We start from the raw sequence: 16,399 nt of genomic DNA, 5'->3' as shown, positions 1-16,399 counted from the left end.
GGATACTATGACTAATGTGGGATTATTGTTTGTCGGTGCAGTTCTATTTATGAATTCACTAGCAGCTTTTAAACTTATTGATAGCAAAAGTGTAGGATACTTTAATTTATTTGTAGGGGCATTACAAACTTTGACACCATTATATTTATTATTTACAGGAAGTCAATCCGATGAGTGGACTATCCTATCTAATGGAACTATTTTTTTATTTGGTTTTACATATTTATATGTTGGTCTTACGAATATATTAAAACTTGATTCTTCAGGTGTAGGTTACTATTCTCTTTGGGTTGCTATCATTGCAACGGTTATGGGAATTGTGAATCAATTACATGAGAGTGGTAGTTTGCAAAGTACAATAATTTGGTTCTTTTGGGCATTCCTTTGGTTTTTATTTTTCCTACAAGATGGATTGAAAAAGAAGATTCATATTTATGTAGGTATTGTTTGCTTCATTGAATCTTGGATTACTGCAACAGTACCAGCTCTGTTAACACTTACAAATCATACCGACGTGTTAAATAATTTTGTAATTATTTTAGCGACTATTATAACGATTTTAGTTTTTATTATGGCACTTTTCTTTTTCAAGAGTATTCAATTTAAAGTAGAAAGGGTTAGTAACTATGTGGAAAAGTGAACTGAAAAAGGCAACCAACTTTTTTGTTATTATTATATTTCTTCATGTGCTTGGAATTTTATTATTATTACCGGCGCTATATAAAGGTAATAGCATAATCGGAATGGCTATTATTGCATATTCTTTAGGGTTGCGTCATGCGTTTGATAGTGATCATATTGTCGCAATTGATAATACTGTTCGGAAATTAATTGAAAAAGGTAAAAACTCACAGGGGGTGGGATTTTACTTCTCATTAGGACACTCTACGGTAGTATTTGCGATGATTGTATTAATTGTTTTAATTGGAAAAACGGCAAAACATGGAATGGAGAGCTTTTCAACTATAGGCGGTATTATCGGTACAATCGTTTCTAGTACATTCCTTATCATTATTGGTCTTACCAATCTGTTGTACCTTATTAAAGTGTTGAGAAGCCACGAGGACAAGCAGCCAGAAAATTTAGGGTTTATATATCGTTTCACACAGCGCTTATTTACGTTTATTGATAGTCAGAAGCAATTGTATATAATCGGTTTTTTATTTGGACTTGGTTTTGATACAGCGAGTGAAATTGGATTAATTGCTCTTTCTACAGTAACTGCAACAAGTCAATCTATTCCACTTGTAAGTATATTTGCTTTCCCCGTTTTGTTTGCTGCCGGAATGTCATTAATGGATACATTAGATAGTACATTCATGAATACGAATTATAAGTGGGCAATGGAAAATAGTCGAATAAGAAATTCATATAATGTATTAATTACCTCAATATCTGTTATTACGGCTTTTTTAATAGGGGGATATCAACTATTATCTTTGCTTATTGAAAGCTATAATTTACAGGGCCCGTTTTGGAATCTCATACAAGTAGTTAATTTTGATTATCTGGGTATATGTCTTGTTGCATTCTTTATTATTTCTCTTATTGTTTTTGTTGTATGGAATAGAAATGCCTTTAAAGAACCGCTTACAAAGAGCATAGAGAAATAAAAATATATCATATGTCATTTGGTTCATTATGTATATAAAGTAAAATAAAAAACACGTTGGATGAAAATTCATCCAACGTGTTTTTTATTATTTATGTTCCTTATATTCATGTACTTTTTCTTTCACATTACCAACTGTATCTTTAGCAGTGCCTTTCACCTTATCCCATTTTCCTTCAGCTTGTAATTTCTTATTGTCAGTTACTTTCCCAACAGCTTCTTTTACTTCGCCTTTTACCTTATCAATGGCACCTTCTACTTTTTCTTTTAAACCGTGTTCATGCTTAGTCATACATTTCTCCTCCTTGTAGTTTGATTAGAATTCTCTTTTCATAGTGCAAGTTGAATGATGTACCTAGTAATAGCGTAACAAATCTAGTTGGAATATTCAAATGATTAACGGGATAGAAAAGGAATTGTCATAAAATGTTTAAAAATGTAACGGAAGGAGAAATAAAGTAAATTATAATATGTCTCTTGCGGTCCATATTGATTTTGTATAAGCAATTTTCATGTGGGCACGTTCCATGTTATTTTGACTGCCGCTACCGAACCTTGCTTGTCCAACTATTAAAGTACAATTGGATTCAATAGCTGTCTTAATTCGTTTTTGAATTAATGCAGTATGACAGCCTTTACGCTGAAATTCTGGCAAAGTAGCAGAAGCAGCTAATGATGCGACACCCTTATTTATATACAGGACACCAATACCAGCAGGGATATTTTGAACTTCAGCTATGAAAAAATGCCATCCTGGTTCATTGTAAAGAATTTCATTATTTTGGCGCACGCTATCTTTTGTAAAGGATGGCATATTAAATCCACATACATAAATGTCTGCAAAAATATCAAACTCATTTTCTTTTAGTTTTCGTATTGTAATATTAGAAGGAAGAAGTGATGAACCCTCTCTCGGTATACTATACAAAGCGGTATGGAAGCTAGATTGATAAAACCCTTTTTGAGATAAGTATTGAAATAATTCAGTTGTACCTTGTGCTGGGGTAATTTCAAAACGACAAGGGATTTGTAGTGATTCATAATAAGAAATGATTGCATCAATCGCATCTGCATTTGTAATACCTTTTACCGTATTAAAAGCAGGACCAGCAATTATTTTTGATGAAAAGGCAGTGGCGCTACCGAATTTTTTCATTTGCACTTGCATGGGGTTTCCGCTTATTGTTTGTAGTCTCTCTAATCTAGAAGAGAGCATATCAATTTCTGCATTTTCAATTTCTGTTGCTATATCGAGTGTTATAACAGTAGTCATAAAATTCCTCCGTTAATAAATATATTTCATAGTACATATACGATTTTTGTTTTGAGATTCCTGTTGAAATGTGAGAGAATAAGAGGTTTTTTGGAAGGGAAATGGAAGTGAGCTGTCGAAGGGAGTGGAAACAGATTAAAGGTGGTGCTCTCATGAAACAAAAAACCGTGCAGACATGCTCTAATTGTGGTTCTCAAAACATAGGAGAAGGTGAGTTTGTCGGATATGCACAAATACGGAAAAAGGAAACGATGTTCACATCTTCACCGGTGGATGCTTATATTTGTACAGATTGCGGGAATATCCTTTTATTAAAAGTACGACATTATGAAAAGTTTAAGCAGAAGCCGTTATAATTATTGAGAAATGGTCATATCCAACGTTGTATACGAAACGACTTATGTTAAGGAAAATGAATATGAGTGATAGTTTACATATATATGAGTATGCTACAGATAAAGAGATGACAACTTTTACTGTATGGGATGCTCATCGATCGTTATGTGACACATATAACTATGTAGAAGAAATTGTGGGGCAATATAATGAAGGGCAAGTAGCACCTCTTGGAATTGTATTAAAAGAGGAGAAGAAACTTATAGGCACGTGTGGATTTATAAAATATGATTTGGTCACACATACAGCAGAAATTGCATACGCCTTATCTCGAAAATATTGGGGAAGAGGATTAGCTACGGAGGCTGCATTAGCTTTTTTCTACTATGGTTTTCATGAGTTGCATCTTAATAGTATTGAAGCGGGATGTGATTCAGAAAATGAAGCATCTGAAAAATTAATGAAACGTTTGAATATGGAGTACGAGTGCACGATTCAAAAGGATATGTTCATTAAAGGTAAGTATCGTGACACGAAAAGATATTGTATATCTCGAGAAAGATATATGGATAAATGAAATATTTCATATAAAAAACTCCTTTAAATGAATAAAGGAGTTTTTTTATTTTTTATAACAATAATTACCTTTAATTGTTATAATTGGTTGTTAAGGGGTCTTGGTTTATTAACGCCATAATCATAGAAGGAAAATAGCTAAATCGTCTATAAAACCACTAAATAACACAATCGCAACCGTAAGTTGACAAAGTGCAACCCCGGGAAGATAGAGATAAGGGCAATGTCTACATACAATTTAGGTAAGAAAACAAAGGGGGGCACACATATGGGATTTGGTGAAAAGCTTTTTAAATTAAGAAAGGAAAAGGGCCTTTCTCAAGAAGCATTAGCTGAAAAATTAAACACAACAAGGCAAGCGGTTAGTAAATGGGAAAACGGTCAAGGTTTTCCTGAAACTGAAAAGTTAATAATGATTGGAAATGTTTTTGAAGTATCACTCGACTATTTATTAAAAGAAACTGCAGAGCAAAGTAATGAAAATGTGGATGGCTATTACGTAAGTCAGGAAATGGCAGAAGGGTATATAGTGTACGGACAAAAGATTTCAAAATATATAGCGTTAGGGTTTAGTTTGCTTATTTTGTCTACAATACCGTATCTATTATTTAAAGAAAATGCAACAATGTCGACATTTCTTGTCATTATCATTGCTGTTCTTGGAATTGGAGCAATGATGGCACCTGTAACGATAGAAGAGAGTCGATACAATGTATTGAAAAAGGAAGAACTACTATTTGATCAAAACTTTCTAAAAGAATTGACAAAAAGATATGTGATTATTAAGAAGAAGTATGCTGCGGTAATGATCGTTGGATTTTGTTTTATAGCAGCAGGCGCGATCCCGTTTTTGTTTGAGAAAAAGCATATCACTTCAGGGGAATTAGTTCAGTATTATCCGTACTGTGTTGTACTTATTGCTATCGGAGTTTATCTTTTTGTTCGTGTGGTAGGAGTATGGGAGATATATCGAATTTTAGTAGAAAATAAGGAATACAGTAATCGTTTTATTTTTAAACTGAAAAAGAAAGTAAGAAAAAAGGTAGATAGTTTATAAAAGATAAAAAACATGTTTCGAATCAATGTATTCAAAACATGTTTTTTATCGTTCTGAATTATTTTCAAAGAAATAATTCAGAAAAAACAGAAAAATGTCGTAACCATTTGCGGAATTCTGTTATAATAAACGAAAAATGAAAACGCTTTAAAGGGGGATATAACCAATATGATGATGAATGTACCGCTAACAATTAGTTCTATGATGGAAAGAGCAGAGAAACTGTTTTCGAAGAAAGAAATTGTTTCACGGACACATGATACAGTTACAACGTTAACATATAAGCAGTTAGGGGAAAGGACGAGAAGACTTTCCAGTGCGTTGAAAAAGCTTGGAATTAAAGAAGGTGAACGTGTAGGAACGTTAGCGTGGAACCATCATCGACATGTAGAAGCGTATTTTGCTATTCCAGGTATTGCTTCTGTTTTGCACACGATTAATATTCGTTTATCTCCTCAACATATTTCATACATTATTCAGCACGCAGAAGACCGAATTCTACTTATAGATGAAGATCTCGTACCGCTCGTTGAAAATATTCAATCACAATTATCAACTGTACAAGCTTACATTATTATGACTGATAAAGATGAACTTCCAAATACTATGCTGGAGCCTGTATATCATTATGAAAAGCTATTAGAAGAAGGCGATCCCAATTTCCAATTTGTAAAAGATATTGATGAAAATACACCTGCTGGTATGTGTTATACGTCAGCGACTACAGGAAACCCAAAAGGTGTTGTATATACGCATCGTAGTACTGTATTGCATTGTATGGCACTCGGTTTAGCTGATACAGCTGCTTTATCGGAAAGTGACGCAGCAATGGCAATCGTCCCGATGTTTCATGTGAACGCTTGGGGACTTCCTTTTGCGGCTACTTGGTTTGGATCAAAACAAGTTCTTCCTGGACCGATGTTTACCCCGAAAATTTTATTAGAGATGATTCAATCAGAAAAAGTGACGTTAGCTGCGGGTGTGCCGACAATTTGGCTCGGCGTATTACAAGAGTTAGAAAATAATAGTTACGATTTATCTAGTATGACGAGAATACTATGCGGAGGTGCAGCGGCGCCGAAAAGTGTTATTAAAGCATTTGAACAGAAACATAATGTTCCGTTCATACATGCATATGGTATGACTGAAACGAGTCCACTCGTAACACTTGCACGTTTAAAAAGTTATGAAACGGAATTATCGTATGAAAAGCAACTAGAAATTCGCTCCAAACAAGGATATCTTGTACCTGGTGTCGAGATGAAAGTAGTCGGTACAAATGGTGAAGTGAAGTGGGATGGTACTGAGATGGGAGAGTTATGTTTACGAGCACCTTGGATCGCTGAAAGCTATTATAACGATGATCGTACTGTTGAAGGTTTTCGCGATGGATGGTTATATACTGGTGATGTTGTCACAGTGGATGAGGAAGGTTGCGTGAAGATTGTTGACCGTACGAAGGATGTTATTAAAAGCGGGGGAGAATGGATTTCTTCGGTCGATCTTGAAAATGCTTTAATGGCACATGATGCTATATTTGAAGCGGCTGTCGTTGCAGTTCCTCACCCTCAGTGGCAAGAGCGACCAATTGCCTGCGTCGTTCAAAAGAAAAATAGTACGGTTACAAAAGAAGAAATATATGAGTTTTTAAAACCACAGTTTGCGAAGTGGTGGTTGCCAGACGATATTGTCTTTATGGAAGAAATACCGAAAACATCTGTTGGGAAGTTTTTAAAACAGGCGCTTCGGAAAGAACTGGAGCATTTGCATAGAGAGAAATAAGTGAATTCTTATTTGTAAACTTAAATGTAATAAAAGTTGACAAAAGAAGGGTGGAAAGATAATATAATTTTCGTGATATGTTATCTAAAACCACTTTTAAGTTTACAAACGGGAGAAGAAAATATGCATACAAAAAAATTAGTTTTCGTCGCTTTATTTAGTTCTATTATGGGAGTGTTAGGGTTAATACCTCCGATTGCTCTTTCTATTACACCAGTTCCGATTACATTGCAATCACTCGGTGTTATGCTTGCGGGTGGGTTGTTAGGGTCACGCCTTGGTGCATTAAGTCAGCTTATTTTCTTACTTATTGTAGGAGTTGGAGCACCATTACTTGCTGGTGGACGCGGTGGCCTTGGTGTATTTGTTGGGCCAAGTGCAGGATATTTACTTGGTTACATCATTGGAGCGTTTGTTATTGGTTATTTAATTGAGCGTTTACGTGAAGTTTCTATTATAAAAGTATTATGTATTAATATAATTGGTGGTATTTTCGTAGTTTATGTATTTGGTATTACTGTACAAGCGTTTTTAATGGATGTTTCTGTATGGGAGACAATGAAAGTGAGTGCTGTGTTTTTACCAGGGGATTGTATAAAAGCAATTATTGCGGCGATTCTCGTAACAAAATTACATCGTTCATTGAAACATATTATTACGCCCGCTTTAAAGAATGGAAAATATACAAATGCGGGATGATAAAGGGAAGAAACACGTTAATTCCGTGTTTCTTTTTATTATTTTTGTAAAGAAAGGACGTCTCATATGGGTATTACAAAAGAATACAAAAAGCATGCCTCTTTACAACCAAATAAAATAGCGATAAAGGAAAATGATAGAGTTTTAACATATAAAGAGTGGTTCGAATCAGTTTGTAAAGTAGCAAACTGGTTGCATGCAACAGAATCAAAAAATAAAACAATAGCAATCCTATTAGAAAATCATATAGAGTTTTTACAACTATTTGCTGGTGCCGCTATGGGTGGGTGGGTTTGTGTTCCGTTAGATATAAATTGGAAACAAGATGAGTTCAGAGAAAGAATTGAAATCAGTAATCCGGATATGATTGTGACAGAACGATATAAGGTAAATGATTTACCGCATGAAGAAGGAAGAGTAATTGAAATTGATGAGTGGAAAAGAATGATGGAGAAATATCTTCCTACACATTCCACTGTAGAAAGTTTACGAAATGCTCCCTTTTATATGGGATTTACATCAGGATCAACTGGAAAAGCAAAAGCATTTTTACGTGCACAGCAATCGTGGATTCATAGTTTTGATTGTAATGTACATGACTTTCATATGAAAATGGAGGATTCAATTTTAATAGCTGGGACGCTCGTTCATTCTCTTTTCTTATACGGGGCAATAAGTGCATTATATGTAGGACAAACGGTGCACATTATGAGAAAGTTCATTCCGAATCAAGTATTAGATAAGTTAGAAACTGAAAATATATCGGTTATGTATACAGTTCCGACAATGCTTGAATCTTTATATAAAGAAAATAGATTAATAGAAAATAAAATGAAAATTATTTCATCAGGAGCGAAATGGGAAGCTGAAGCGAAAGAAAAAATAAAGAATATATTTCCTTATGCGAAAAGATATGAATTTTATGGTGCATCAGAGTTAAGTTTTGTAACAGCACTAGTCGATGCAGAAAGCGAAAGAAGGCCAAATTCAGTAGGAAAACCTTGTCACAATGTGCAAGTTCGAATATGTAATGAAGCAGGCGAAGAAGTACAAAAAGGCGAGATAGGAACTGTTTATGTGAAAAGTGATCAGTTTTTTATGGGATACATAATAGATGGGGGTTTAACACGGGAGTTGAATGCAGATGGCTGGATGACAGTGCGAGATGTAGGCTATGAAGATGAAGAAGGCTTTATATATATTGTTGGTAGAGAGAAGAATATGATTTTATTTGGAGGAATCAATATTTATCCAGAAGAAATAGAAAGTGTATTACATGAACACCCAGCTGTTGATGAAATAGTTGTAATTGGTGTGAAAGATAGTTACTGGGGTGAAAAGCCCGTCGCGATCGTAAAAGGAAGTGCTACGAAACAACAATTAAAGAGTTTTTGCTTACAACGATTATCTTCGTTTAAAATACCGAAAGAATGGCATTTTGTAGATGGAATACCTTATACAAATAGTGGGAAAATCGCTCGTATGGAAGCAAAAAGTATGATTGAAAACCGGGAGAAAACATATGAATAAGGCAGTTATTGTAGAGGCGAAAAGAACACCTATCGGTAAGAAGGATGGGATATTAAAAGAGTATGAAGTTCAGCAATTAGCAACGCCGCTTCTTACGTTTTTAAGTAAAGGAATTAAGAGAGAGATAGACGATGTTATATTAGGAAATGTTGTTGGGCCAGGAGGGAATGTTGCAAGATTATCTGCTTTAGAGGCAGGACTTGGCTATCATATTCCTGGTGTAACGATTGATCGGCAATGTGGTGCTGGTTTAGAAGCAATTCGAACTGCGTGTCATCTCATTCAAGGCGGGGCAGGTAATTGCTATATCGCCGGAGGAGTAGAGAGTACAAGTACGTCACCTTTTCAAAAAAGAGCAAGATTTTCACCTGAAACAATTGGTGATCCTGACATGGGAGTAGCTGCTGAATATGTTGCGGAGCGTTATAACATAACGAGAGAAATGCAAGACGAGTACGCTTGTCTTAGTTATAAGCGGACACTGCAAGCGTTAGAAAAAGGATATATACATGATGAAATATTTTCTTTTAATGGATTATTAGATGAATCTATAAAGCCAGAAATGAATTATGAACGAATCATTAAAAGAACAAAGTCCGCATTTTTACAAAATGGAACAGTGACGGCAGGTAATTCATGTGGTGTAAATGATGGGGCATGTGCTGTTCTTGTAATGGAAGAGGGACAAGCCCTAAAGTTCGGTTATAAACCTGTCCTTCGTTTCGTTCGTAGTACTGTAGTGGGAGTGGATCCCAATCTTCCAGGGACTGGTCCGATATTTGCGGTGAACAGATTATTAAACGAAATGAATGTAAAAGTAGAGGACATCGATTATTTTGAAATAAATGAAGCATTCGCCTCAAAAGTTGTTGCTTGCGCAAAAGAGTTACAAATTCCGTATGAAAAATTAAATGTAAATGGTGGGGCAATTGCGCTCGGTCATCCGTACGGTGCATCTGGGGCTATGCTTGTAACACGTTTGTTTTATCAGGCTCAAAGAGAGTCTATGAAATATGGAATTGCTACATTAGGAATTGGAGGCGGGATAGGGATTGCGCTATTATTTGAGAAAGTAGAAGACTAGTGAGGTAACTAGTTTTCTACTTTTTGAGGAACATAAACATTGCTGCCAGGCTTCGCTTTCATTTCGTTCCAAGCAGCAATCGCATCAGCTTTTGCTTTTCCTTTATTATTTGGATCTTCGAAAAAGTCCCGAGTAAAGCGATTGTATTCAAATTGCGCGCTGATCGTTGTTTTATAAGTAGGATCTTTTTTTCGTTCGTTTTCTTCATACCAAAATGTTATCGCGTCTTCATATGTTTTTCCAACATTCTCTTTAAAAAACTTTTGAAGAGCTACTGTAAAGCGGAAGTTTGTTCCGATTTTTTCTTTGAAAAAAGCACGAACATCTTCGCTACAGCGGTGATTTTTAGTAATAATCGTTTGAAGAGAAAGGTCTTTATAAGAGAGGGGAGCTTTGCTCACTTTTTGCACAGAGCTGTTTTTTAAGACTTTCCCCGTAGTTAAATAATGTGAGATACGCTCGGTTATTTCGGTCTTAGAGCCACTAGCTGGCAAACCATGCTCGCGACAAAATGTTTGCAGTTCTGCTTTTAACCAATAATAGTTTTGAAAATCTTCAAGTGATATAGATTTTGTTAAAGGTGGACGCATGAATATAACAACTTCTTTCTTCCATAATTTTCTTTAATTATAAAACGTATGTTCTCTTTGTGGAAGGATTAATTTGTAAATATAACAGGAAGAGGAGATTACATATGGAAAATGTAATGCAAGTTCGTGTTACGGGAATTTTAATTGAAGATGAAAAAGTATTGCTAGTAAAGCAAAAAGTGGCTAATCGCGATTGGTCTTTACCTGGAGGAAGGGTAGAGAATGGTGAAACGTTAGAAGAAGCGATGATTCGAGAAATGAGAGAAGAAACGGGATTAGAAGTTAAAATTAAGAAGCTACTCTATGTTTGTGATAAACCAGATGCTAGTCCATCTTTGTTACATATTACGTTTCTGCTTGAAAGGATTGAAGGTGAAATTACACTACCTTCTAACGAGTTCGATCATAATCAGATTCATGATGTGCAAATGGTACCGATTAACGAATTAAGTTATTATGGTTTTTCGGAAACTTTTATCAATCTTATAAGTGGCGGTTTTGCAAATGCAGGAAGTTATCAAGGGTTGAAACAACATATAGGCCTGTAAATATAGTTGAAGGATAGCCGTTAGCTATCCTTCATAAACATGTTTTACACTGCTGACTGTAAAGAAGAGACAAGCTGATTTAAAAACTCGTCCCCGTTCATCACCGCTTTTCCGCCGCCGCGTGCACTCTTTTTATTTCCGCCACCTTTTCCTTCAATTGCAGGAAGAGCATCTTTTAAAAGAGCATTCATATCGAGCGTTACTGTTTTTCCGCAAGCGAGAATACATTGTAGTTTGTCATCATTTTCGATGACGAAATACGTAATTGCATGCTCTTGTTGTTCTGTAATGATAGCTGATAGTTTTGCAATTTCTTGCATAGAACGATCTGTAAATGCTTTAGAAATAAGTAACCCAGCATGTATTTTGGTGGGCTGTTGCAGTAATTCATTTGCCTCTGCAAATAATAATTTTTCATTCATTGTTTGTATTGTTTTTTCGTTTTCCTTTTGAGAGGTAAGAAGCTGTGCTACTTTTGCTGGGATATCAGTTTCGCTACTGTTTAATTGTTTGGAAACATCTTTCATAATTTGTTGCTGTTGCCCCATTAATTTAAGTGTACGCCAACCAGCGATAAAGGTTAAGCGTATACCACCTTTATTGCGCTCCCATCCTAGTACTTGAATAGGACCAACTTCACCAGTGCATTTCGGATGGGTTCCACCACAGCCATTGTAGTCGTAATTTTCGATAATAACAACGCGTATATTTTCTGTCATATTCGGTTCTTTACGAAGAGGTAATGTTTTCGCTTCTTCTAAGTTCATCCACTCTATACGGATTGGATGGTTTTCAAAAACAATTTTGTTTGCAATTTGTACTGCTTTTTCAACTGTTTCTGTATGCAGATTTTCTGTTTCTAAATCGATTGTTACCGTTTCTTTACCAAGATGGAATCCAATCGTAGGTATGTTAAAATGGTCCCAAAAAGCAGCAGATAAAATGTGCTGAGCCGCATGTTGCTGCATATGATCAAAACGGCGCTCCCAATTAATTTTACCTTCTACGTCTTCTGTATGTAATTGTTCTGCGATGTAGTGACGAATTTCTCCGTTTATCTCTTCTACATTGATTACATTGATATCATTTAATGTACCAGTATCATATGGTTGTCCGCCACCTGTCGGATAAAATGCTGTTTCATTCAAAACAACGTATAAGTTACCGTTTTTATCATAATCTTGCTTTATAATTTTAGTAGTAAAGTCTTGCTTATAAGCGTCAGTGTAATATAATTTGTGCTCCAATTTTCTTTCTCCTCTCGCATTAACTAGTTTCATTGTAAAGCAATTGAAATTAGTTTCCTAATATTTCAGAAGAAAGAAACTATTTTTAGAATTTTCTTGCTATAATAAGAAGAAAATGCGGGGGTGGAATGAATATGTTATATGAAAATGGCGTAGATAAACTGCTTAGTTTAAGCAAAAATATTTCTGAATTGTATCGAGAATTAAATGAAATGACCCGGATTTTAACGGATTGTAATCGAGAAAGTGTGAAGTTTGATCGGTTATATGTAAAAGAGTTACTTTGGAAGAAAGAAGATGTAATAGAGAAATATGACCAGCTACTTGTACAACTTTGTATTAACGAATGCTTTGATCTAAAAAGTGTCATTACAGGCGAATATAAGTATACATATGAAGAAGTGGAGAACATCGTTTTACAATTTAATGAGAAGTATAATGTTGCAATATTAATTAAAGATGTTTGTAAAGAATTACAGTTTACATATGGCATAGATATGGATATCACAAGAACAGCTCGAGTATCAACAGCTCAAGTATAGAAAAGGAAAAGAAAGCAGATCCTTTGCTTTCTTTTTTTATGTAAGAACAGGGAGAGTAGGTTTAAAGATGAAGGGAAAGTTAAAGCATATTCATCCACTTGGAATGAGTATTATTTTAGGGACATTGTTTGCTAGATTTGCTACTTCAATGAGTATCCCTTTTTTAGCGATTTATTTAACGACTGTTAAAGGTGTATCAGCTGGAATGACTGGTGCTATTATTGGAACGAGTGCACTTGTTGGTGTTTTTGCTAGTTTTATCGGAGGGAATTTATCAGATCGATTTGGCCGGAAAACGATTATGCTCTGGTCCATGATCGTTTGGATTTTTGTGTTTATAGGTTTTTCACTTGCGGATCATGTTTTAAGTTTCTTTTTATTAAACGCTTTAAATGGATTATGTAGGTCGTTTTTTGAGCCAACATCAAGAGCATTATTATCAGATTTAACAAAGCCTGAGTATCGGTTACTCGTCTATAACTTACGATACGGTGCAATAAATGTTGGAGTTGCAATTGGACCAATTGTTGGATTACAGATTGGAAGTGCAAAATCAACAATTCCTTTTTTAGTAGCAGCTGGGGTATATATTCTATATACAGCTATATTAGCGTTCCAATTTAAGAAGTATCCAATGGAAAAAAAGAAAGTAAGTACAGAAAAACCTGTTACAATGCTAAATGCAATGCGTATATTACGAAAAGATATAGTATTTTTAGTTGCTTTAGTCGGTATTATTTTGAGTAATTGTGGTTTTTCACATTTGACGACGACAGTATCTCAATATTTTGCAAATGCACATATATTTGAGGATGGAGTGAAGCTATTCTCATATATGCTCGCTTTAAATGCCATTGTTGTAGTGATTATTCAATACCCTGTTATTCAAATTTGTAAAAAGTATACACCGTTAACATCAATTATGGTGGGGGCTTTATTTGTGAGTGGGGGATTATTTGGCTTTGGAATAGTAGAATCCATGCTAGGTGCTGCCGTTTGTACAATTATTTTTACAATTGGAGAAGTCTTAATGTTTTCGATGACGGATGTATTTATTGATGATATTGCTGTTGCGTATCTAAAAGGAACATACTTCGGTGCGATGGGCTTTTCGGGAATTGGAGCAGTAATAGGTCCGTGGTTTGGAGGAGTACTTCTCGATTACTACGGGTACCAAAATGGGTTTGCAGTATTTTCAACATTAGCTATATTCTCAACTGTGGCATTTCCTGTGCTTTTAGTTACAAAAGGTTTATTGAAAAAAAGATATGATAGAAATTCTAATATAGAAATGCATGCGAAATAACATAAGCCCCAGTACCAACTGGGGCTTATGTTTGTATTATATTAACTCTTAATTTGAAAAAAGAACTTTCTTTTCATGTTTATCAGCAACTTCATTTTTGGAAATATGAATGGCCAAAAAACCATTCTCTAAGCAGGCTAGCATCTTCTTATAAATAACATTAGCGGGTAAAGGGATAGTTCGCTGCAAAGAAATGTTTTTATGAAGTATGCAAATGGTTAGGCCTGTCTCCATCTTTTTAATGACTACATTTTGTTCATTGGCATTTGGTACATCTGTTTCCAAAATGTATTCTTGTTCAGTTTCGCAAAGGTCAATATGAATTTGATTTGGGAAACTAAAGTTGCTACAAGAGTCAGAACAAAACTGATCCATCCATTCTTCGAAACCATCAACATGAAAAAGACAATCCTTCTTTTTCTTGCCCATGTAAGACACCCTCCGTAAAATCTCAATTCATACTATGTTATGCATGAATGAATTAGGGGTGAAGAATAAATGGAAAAATATAAACATTGTATGTGGAAAAGATAGCTAGTGTGCACTTTTTGTTTTACATATCATGATGCGCATGATGTTTTTGGCGTGAATGGTTACGGTTTTTTACTTTATGAGATCCGCTTAATGGTTCAGGTTGTCCTTTTTTTTCTTTCGCTTCACGATTGTTTTTTCCCATTGTATGTGACACCTCCTCTTCCTTTTTAGAATGAGAGAAGTTTGCAAATTTATACGAGAATGTTTTTAGAAAAAAAGGTAAAGATAATTGGGACTAACTATTACAGAAAGGGGATTATATAATGCCATATCATAAAGATAAACAACAAGCGTTTCAAGCAGCGCAGCAAGGCGTTACACAAGCAGAAAATGCATTTAACAACATTGTGAAAAATGATCCAAACTACGGTCATGATTTAAAAGAATTACGCCAAGAGGTTCAGGAAGCATATGAACAAATTCAAAATGCACTAGAGGTAGCTTCAGAAACACAACGTCCACAACTTGAGCAATATGAAAATAATCTCCAAAATATAATGCGAAATGTAGATCAATTAGAAAAGTAAATTAGGTTGTTGTGTATTTGACAACCTCTTACTTTAATGAACATTATGCGAAAACAGAAAATTTTTCTATTCGTTTTTTCTTTATTATGCGCAGTACATATATTTCAAGTTGAAAAAGTGGAAGCGAAAATGTTGCTCAGAAAAGAGCTAGAACCAACTGGCTATGTAACGTGGGAAGTACCTAATAATGAAAAAATTATTGCCATTACATTTGATGATGGACCAGATCCAACGTATACACCACAAGTTTTACATTTATTACGTCAATATAAGGCTGAAGCGACATTTTTTATGATTGGATTTCGAGTTCAGCGCAATCCATATTTAGTGAAACAAGTGTTAAAAGAGGGACATGAGATTGGAAATCATACGATGAATCATTTATATGCAAATAGTTCATCAGATGAAAAATTAAAAAAAGATATTTTGGATGGAAAGAAATTTTTCGAAAAATGGGTGAAAGAACCGTTGCTATTCCGTCCTCCTGGTGGATATATTAACGATGCTGTATTTAAAACAGCAAAAGAAGCAGGTTATCAAACCGTTCTATGGTCGTGGCATCAAGACCCACGTGATTGGGCAAATCCAGGGGTGGAATCTATCGTAAATCATGTAGTGAAAAATGCTAAAAGTGGCGATATTGTATTGTTACATGATGGAGGAAATGATCGTAGTCAAACGGTAGCAGCACTAGCAAAAATTTTACCTGAGCTAAAAAAACAAGGCTATCGATTTGTAACGGTTTCAGAATTGTTACGTTATAAACATTAGAAAAAATCCCAAAAGGTGAATGTTCCTTTTGGGATTTTTCGTTACTGGTTCTTTTTGCGTTTCTTATTATTTTGTCTTTCTGCAGGAGTTAAGTTTTCATTTGCAAACTCTTCGTTATAACCAGTACCTTGTCCTTGTGCGGATGCTGCATTCATTCCTGAAATAGTATGATTTGCTTTTCTTTTACCCATTTTATTTCACCTCTATAACATTTTTTTGTATGTTGAATGATGAGCAGTTCATAGTGTGTATGAACTATAAGTAAAGCGCTAATAGAGCACTTTACTTTATGGTAATAGTATTCATAAGGAGCATGAACACTATTCAAATTTAGAAACATAAAGAAAACTTATGATAATCTATAAGTTTCTTATTATTTACTTAT

At 34.9% G+C, this 16,399-nt stretch carries 21 protein-coding genes; 14 read left to right on the top strand and 7 right to left on the bottom strand.

Annotated elements, in window-relative coordinates; translation table 11 throughout:
- The first annotated feature begins 7 nt into the window (after nt 1–7).
- Together N2V80_RS17935 and N2V80_RS17930 are read left to right on the top strand one after the other, a co-directional pair.
- Complete coding sequence (locus N2V80_RS17935; protein WP_000185993.1) at nt 8–640, top strand: AmiS/UreI family transporter; 633 nt, start codon at nt 8–10, stop codon at nt 638–640.
- The gene (locus tag N2V80_RS17930) at nt 627–1,613 is read left to right on the top strand and encodes a HoxN/HupN/NixA family nickel/cobalt transporter (protein ID WP_061655813.1); all 987 of its coding nucleotides are present in this window, start codon (nt 627–629) and stop codon (nt 1,611–1,613) included. Before N2V80_RS17935 ends, N2V80_RS17930 begins: the two co-directional genes overlap by 14 nt.
- Before the next feature lie 87 nt (nt 1,614–1,700).
- Here the strand turns inward: N2V80_RS17930 and N2V80_RS17925 are convergent, their stop codons facing one another.
- Entirely contained in the window at nt 1,701–1,904 is a 204-nt protein-coding gene (locus N2V80_RS17925; RefSeq protein WP_000160423.1) for a CsbD family protein, read from the bottom strand.
- A 171-nt stretch (nt 1,905–2,075) separates the two neighbouring features.
- Nucleotides 2,076–2,885 (bottom strand): GNAT family N-acetyltransferase, encoded by an 810-nt coding sequence (locus N2V80_RS17920; protein WP_061655812.1) that lies wholly within the window; start codon nt 2,883–2,885, stop codon nt 2,076–2,078.
- A 152-nt stretch (nt 2,886–3,037) separates the two neighbouring features.
- Between N2V80_RS17920 and N2V80_RS17915 the strand changes: the two genes are divergently transcribed.
- The 7 genes from N2V80_RS17915 (at nt 3,038) to N2V80_RS17885 (ending at nt 9,949) form a co-directional block, all read left to right on the top strand.
- A complete protein-coding gene (locus tag N2V80_RS17915) occupies nt 3,038–3,241 on the top strand; it encodes a hypothetical protein (protein ID WP_000810948.1) in 204 nt (67 codons plus the stop codon).
- A complete protein-coding gene (locus N2V80_RS17910) occupies nt 3,238–3,798 on the top strand; it encodes a GNAT family N-acetyltransferase (RefSeq protein ID WP_000582844.1) in 561 nt (186 codons plus the stop codon). Before N2V80_RS17915 ends, N2V80_RS17910 begins: the two co-directional genes overlap by 4 nt.
- Nucleotides 3,799–4,065: 267 nt before the next feature.
- Entirely contained in the window at nt 4,066–4,854 is a 789-nt protein-coding gene (locus N2V80_RS17905) for a helix-turn-helix domain-containing protein (RefSeq protein WP_061655811.1), read from the top strand.
- A gap of 168 nt (nt 4,855–5,022) precedes the next feature.
- Nucleotides 5,023–6,636, top strand: coding sequence for a long-chain fatty acid--CoA ligase (locus N2V80_RS17900; RefSeq protein WP_061655810.1), 1,614 nt, complete (start codon nt 5,023–5,025; stop codon nt 6,634–6,636).
- 123 nt (nt 6,637–6,759) lie between these two features.
- A complete protein-coding gene (locus N2V80_RS17895; RefSeq protein WP_000556954.1) occupies nt 6,760–7,335 on the top strand; it encodes a biotin transporter BioY in 576 nt (191 codons plus the stop codon).
- Between the two features lie 66 nt (nt 7,336–7,401).
- Complete coding sequence (locus tag N2V80_RS17890; protein ID WP_061655809.1) at nt 7,402–8,865, top strand: acyl-CoA synthetase; 1,464 nt, start codon at nt 7,402–7,404, stop codon at nt 8,863–8,865.
- A complete protein-coding gene (locus N2V80_RS17885; RefSeq protein ID WP_061655808.1) occupies nt 8,858–9,949 on the top strand; it encodes an acetyl-CoA C-acyltransferase in 1,092 nt (363 codons plus the stop codon). The genes N2V80_RS17890 and N2V80_RS17885 overlap by 8 nt, the downstream gene beginning before the upstream one ends.
- Nucleotides 9,950–9,957: 8 nt before the next feature.
- Here the strand turns inward: N2V80_RS17885 and N2V80_RS17880 are convergent, their stop codons facing one another.
- Nucleotides 9,958–10,539, bottom strand: a complete 582-nt coding sequence (locus N2V80_RS17880) for a DUF6434 domain-containing protein (protein WP_061655807.1) — start codon at nt 10,537–10,539, stop codon at nt 9,958–9,960.
- Nucleotides 10,540–10,643: 104 nt separating this feature from the next.
- On the opposite strand from N2V80_RS17880, the gene N2V80_RS17875 reads away from it, so the two are divergent.
- Nucleotides 10,644–11,087 carry an NUDIX hydrolase gene (locus tag N2V80_RS17875; protein ID WP_061655806.1) on the top strand — a complete coding sequence of 148 codons (444 nt, stop codon included), beginning with the start codon at nt 10,644–10,646 and terminating at the stop codon, nt 11,085–11,087.
- A gap of 44 nt (nt 11,088–11,131) precedes the next feature.
- Here N2V80_RS17875 and N2V80_RS17870 read toward each other — a convergent pair whose 3' ends face one another.
- The gene (locus tag N2V80_RS17870; protein ID WP_154695896.1) at nt 11,132–12,334 is read right to left on the bottom strand and encodes an alanyl-tRNA editing protein; all 1,203 of its coding nucleotides are present in this window, start codon (nt 12,332–12,334) and stop codon (nt 11,132–11,134) included.
- 134 nt (nt 12,335–12,468) lie between these two features.
- Here N2V80_RS17870 and N2V80_RS17865 point away from each other — a divergent pair, with 134 nt between their 5' ends.
- The gene (locus tag N2V80_RS17865; RefSeq protein WP_000965133.1) at nt 12,469–12,876 is read left to right on the top strand and encodes a hypothetical protein; all 408 of its coding nucleotides are present in this window, start codon (nt 12,469–12,471) and stop codon (nt 12,874–12,876) included.
- Between the two features lie 67 nt (nt 12,877–12,943).
- Nucleotides 12,944–14,182 carry an MDR family MFS transporter gene (locus tag N2V80_RS17860; protein ID WP_061655804.1) on the top strand — a complete coding sequence of 413 codons (1,239 nt, stop codon included), beginning with the start codon at nt 12,944–12,946 and terminating at the stop codon, nt 14,180–14,182.
- Between the two features lie 48 nt (nt 14,183–14,230).
- Here the strand turns inward: N2V80_RS17860 and N2V80_RS17855 are convergent, their stop codons facing one another.
- Nucleotides 14,231–14,611, bottom strand: coding sequence for an Hsp20/alpha crystallin family protein (locus tag N2V80_RS17855; RefSeq protein WP_000516731.1), 381 nt, complete (start codon nt 14,609–14,611; stop codon nt 14,231–14,233).
- Nucleotides 14,612–14,735: 124 nt separating this feature from the next.
- Nucleotides 14,736–14,858, bottom strand: a complete 123-nt coding sequence (locus tag N2V80_RS17850; RefSeq protein ID WP_000517649.1) for a small acid-soluble spore protein P — start codon at nt 14,856–14,858, stop codon at nt 14,736–14,738.
- A gap of 121 nt (nt 14,859–14,979) precedes the next feature.
- Here N2V80_RS17850 and N2V80_RS17845 point away from each other — a divergent pair, with 121 nt between their 5' ends.
- On the top strand, nt 14,980–15,243 hold the full coding sequence (locus N2V80_RS17845) for a hypothetical protein (RefSeq protein WP_001146295.1): 264 nt from the start codon (nt 14,980–14,982) through the stop codon (nt 15,241–15,243).
- Nucleotides 15,244–15,288: 45 nt separating this feature from the next.
- On the top strand, nt 15,289–16,014 hold the full coding sequence (gene pdaB / locus N2V80_RS17840) for a polysaccharide deacetylase family sporulation protein PdaB (protein ID WP_003284976.1): 726 nt from the start codon (nt 15,289–15,291) through the stop codon (nt 16,012–16,014).
- Between the two features lie 41 nt (nt 16,015–16,055).
- Here pdaB and sspO read toward each other — a convergent pair whose 3' ends face one another.
- Nucleotides 16,056–16,205 (bottom strand): acid-soluble spore protein SspO, encoded by a 150-nt coding sequence (gene sspO / locus N2V80_RS17835; protein WP_000518055.1) that lies wholly within the window; start codon nt 16,203–16,205, stop codon nt 16,056–16,058.
- Nucleotides 16,206–16,399 lie beyond the last annotated feature (194 nt).

This window comes from Bacillus sp. FSL W8-0640, assembly GCF_038007725.1.
Lineage (GTDB): Bacteria > Bacillota > Bacilli > Bacillales > Bacillaceae_G > Bacillus_A > Bacillus_A cereus.
The sequence above is the reverse complement of the archived record's forward strand: the minus strand, read 5'-3'. Positions and strand labels throughout refer to the sequence as shown.

Excerpts from the sequence above, each read along its gene's own strand:
- N2V80_RS17900 (WP_061655810.1), top strand. The coding sequence starts at position 5,023 with ATGATGATGAATGTACCGCTAACAATTAGTTCTATGATGGAAAGAGCA.
- N2V80_RS17895 (WP_000556954.1), top strand. The coding sequence starts at position 6,760 with ATGCATACAAAAAAATTAGTTTTCGTCGCTTTATTTAGTTCTATTATG.
- N2V80_RS17890 (WP_061655809.1), top strand. The coding sequence starts at position 7,402 with ATGGGTATTACAAAAGAATACAAAAAGCATGCCTCTTTACAACCAAAT.
- N2V80_RS17855 (WP_000516731.1), bottom strand. The coding sequence starts at position 14,611 with ATGGGCAAGAAAAAGAAGGATTGTCTTTTTCATGTTGATGGTTTCGAA.
- N2V80_RS17930 (WP_061655813.1), top strand. The coding sequence starts at position 627 with ATGTGGAAAAGTGAACTGAAAAAGGCAACCAACTTTTTTGTTATTATT.
- N2V80_RS17915 (WP_000810948.1), top strand. The coding sequence starts at position 3,038 with ATGAAACAAAAAACCGTGCAGACATGCTCTAATTGTGGTTCTCAAAAC.
- N2V80_RS17845 (WP_001146295.1), top strand. The coding sequence starts at position 14,980 with ATGCCATATCATAAAGATAAACAACAAGCGTTTCAAGCAGCGCAGCAA.
- N2V80_RS17865 (WP_000965133.1), top strand. The coding sequence starts at position 12,469 with ATGTTATATGAAAATGGCGTAGATAAACTGCTTAGTTTAAGCAAAAAT.
- N2V80_RS17920 (WP_061655812.1), bottom strand. The coding sequence starts at position 2,885 with ATGACTACTGTTATAACACTCGATATAGCAACAGAAATTGAAAATGCA.
- N2V80_RS17905 (WP_061655811.1), top strand. The coding sequence starts at position 4,066 with ATGGGATTTGGTGAAAAGCTTTTTAAATTAAGAAAGGAAAAGGGCCTT.
- N2V80_RS17885 (WP_061655808.1), top strand. The coding sequence starts at position 8,858 with ATGAATAAGGCAGTTATTGTAGAGGCGAAAAGAACACCTATCGGTAAG.
- N2V80_RS17860 (WP_061655804.1), top strand. The coding sequence starts at position 12,944 with ATGAAGGGAAAGTTAAAGCATATTCATCCACTTGGAATGAGTATTATT.
- N2V80_RS17875 (WP_061655806.1), top strand. The coding sequence starts at position 10,644 with ATGGAAAATGTAATGCAAGTTCGTGTTACGGGAATTTTAATTGAAGAT.
- pdaB (WP_003284976.1), top strand. The coding sequence starts at position 15,289 with ATGCGAAAACAGAAAATTTTTCTATTCGTTTTTTCTTTATTATGCGCA.
- N2V80_RS17935 (WP_000185993.1), top strand. The coding sequence starts at position 8 with ATGACTAATGTGGGATTATTGTTTGTCGGTGCAGTTCTATTTATGAAT.
- N2V80_RS17850 (WP_000517649.1), bottom strand. The coding sequence starts at position 14,858 with ATGGGAAAAAACAATCGTGAAGCGAAAGAAAAAAAAGGACAACCTGAA.
- N2V80_RS17880 (WP_061655807.1), bottom strand. The coding sequence starts at position 10,539 with ATGCGTCCACCTTTAACAAAATCTATATCACTTGAAGATTTTCAAAAC.
- N2V80_RS17925 (WP_000160423.1), bottom strand. The coding sequence starts at position 1,904 with ATGACTAAGCATGAACACGGTTTAAAAGAAAAAGTAGAAGGTGCCATT.
- sspO (WP_000518055.1), bottom strand. The coding sequence starts at position 16,205 with ATGGGTAAAAGAAAAGCAAATCATACTATTTCAGGAATGAATGCAGCA.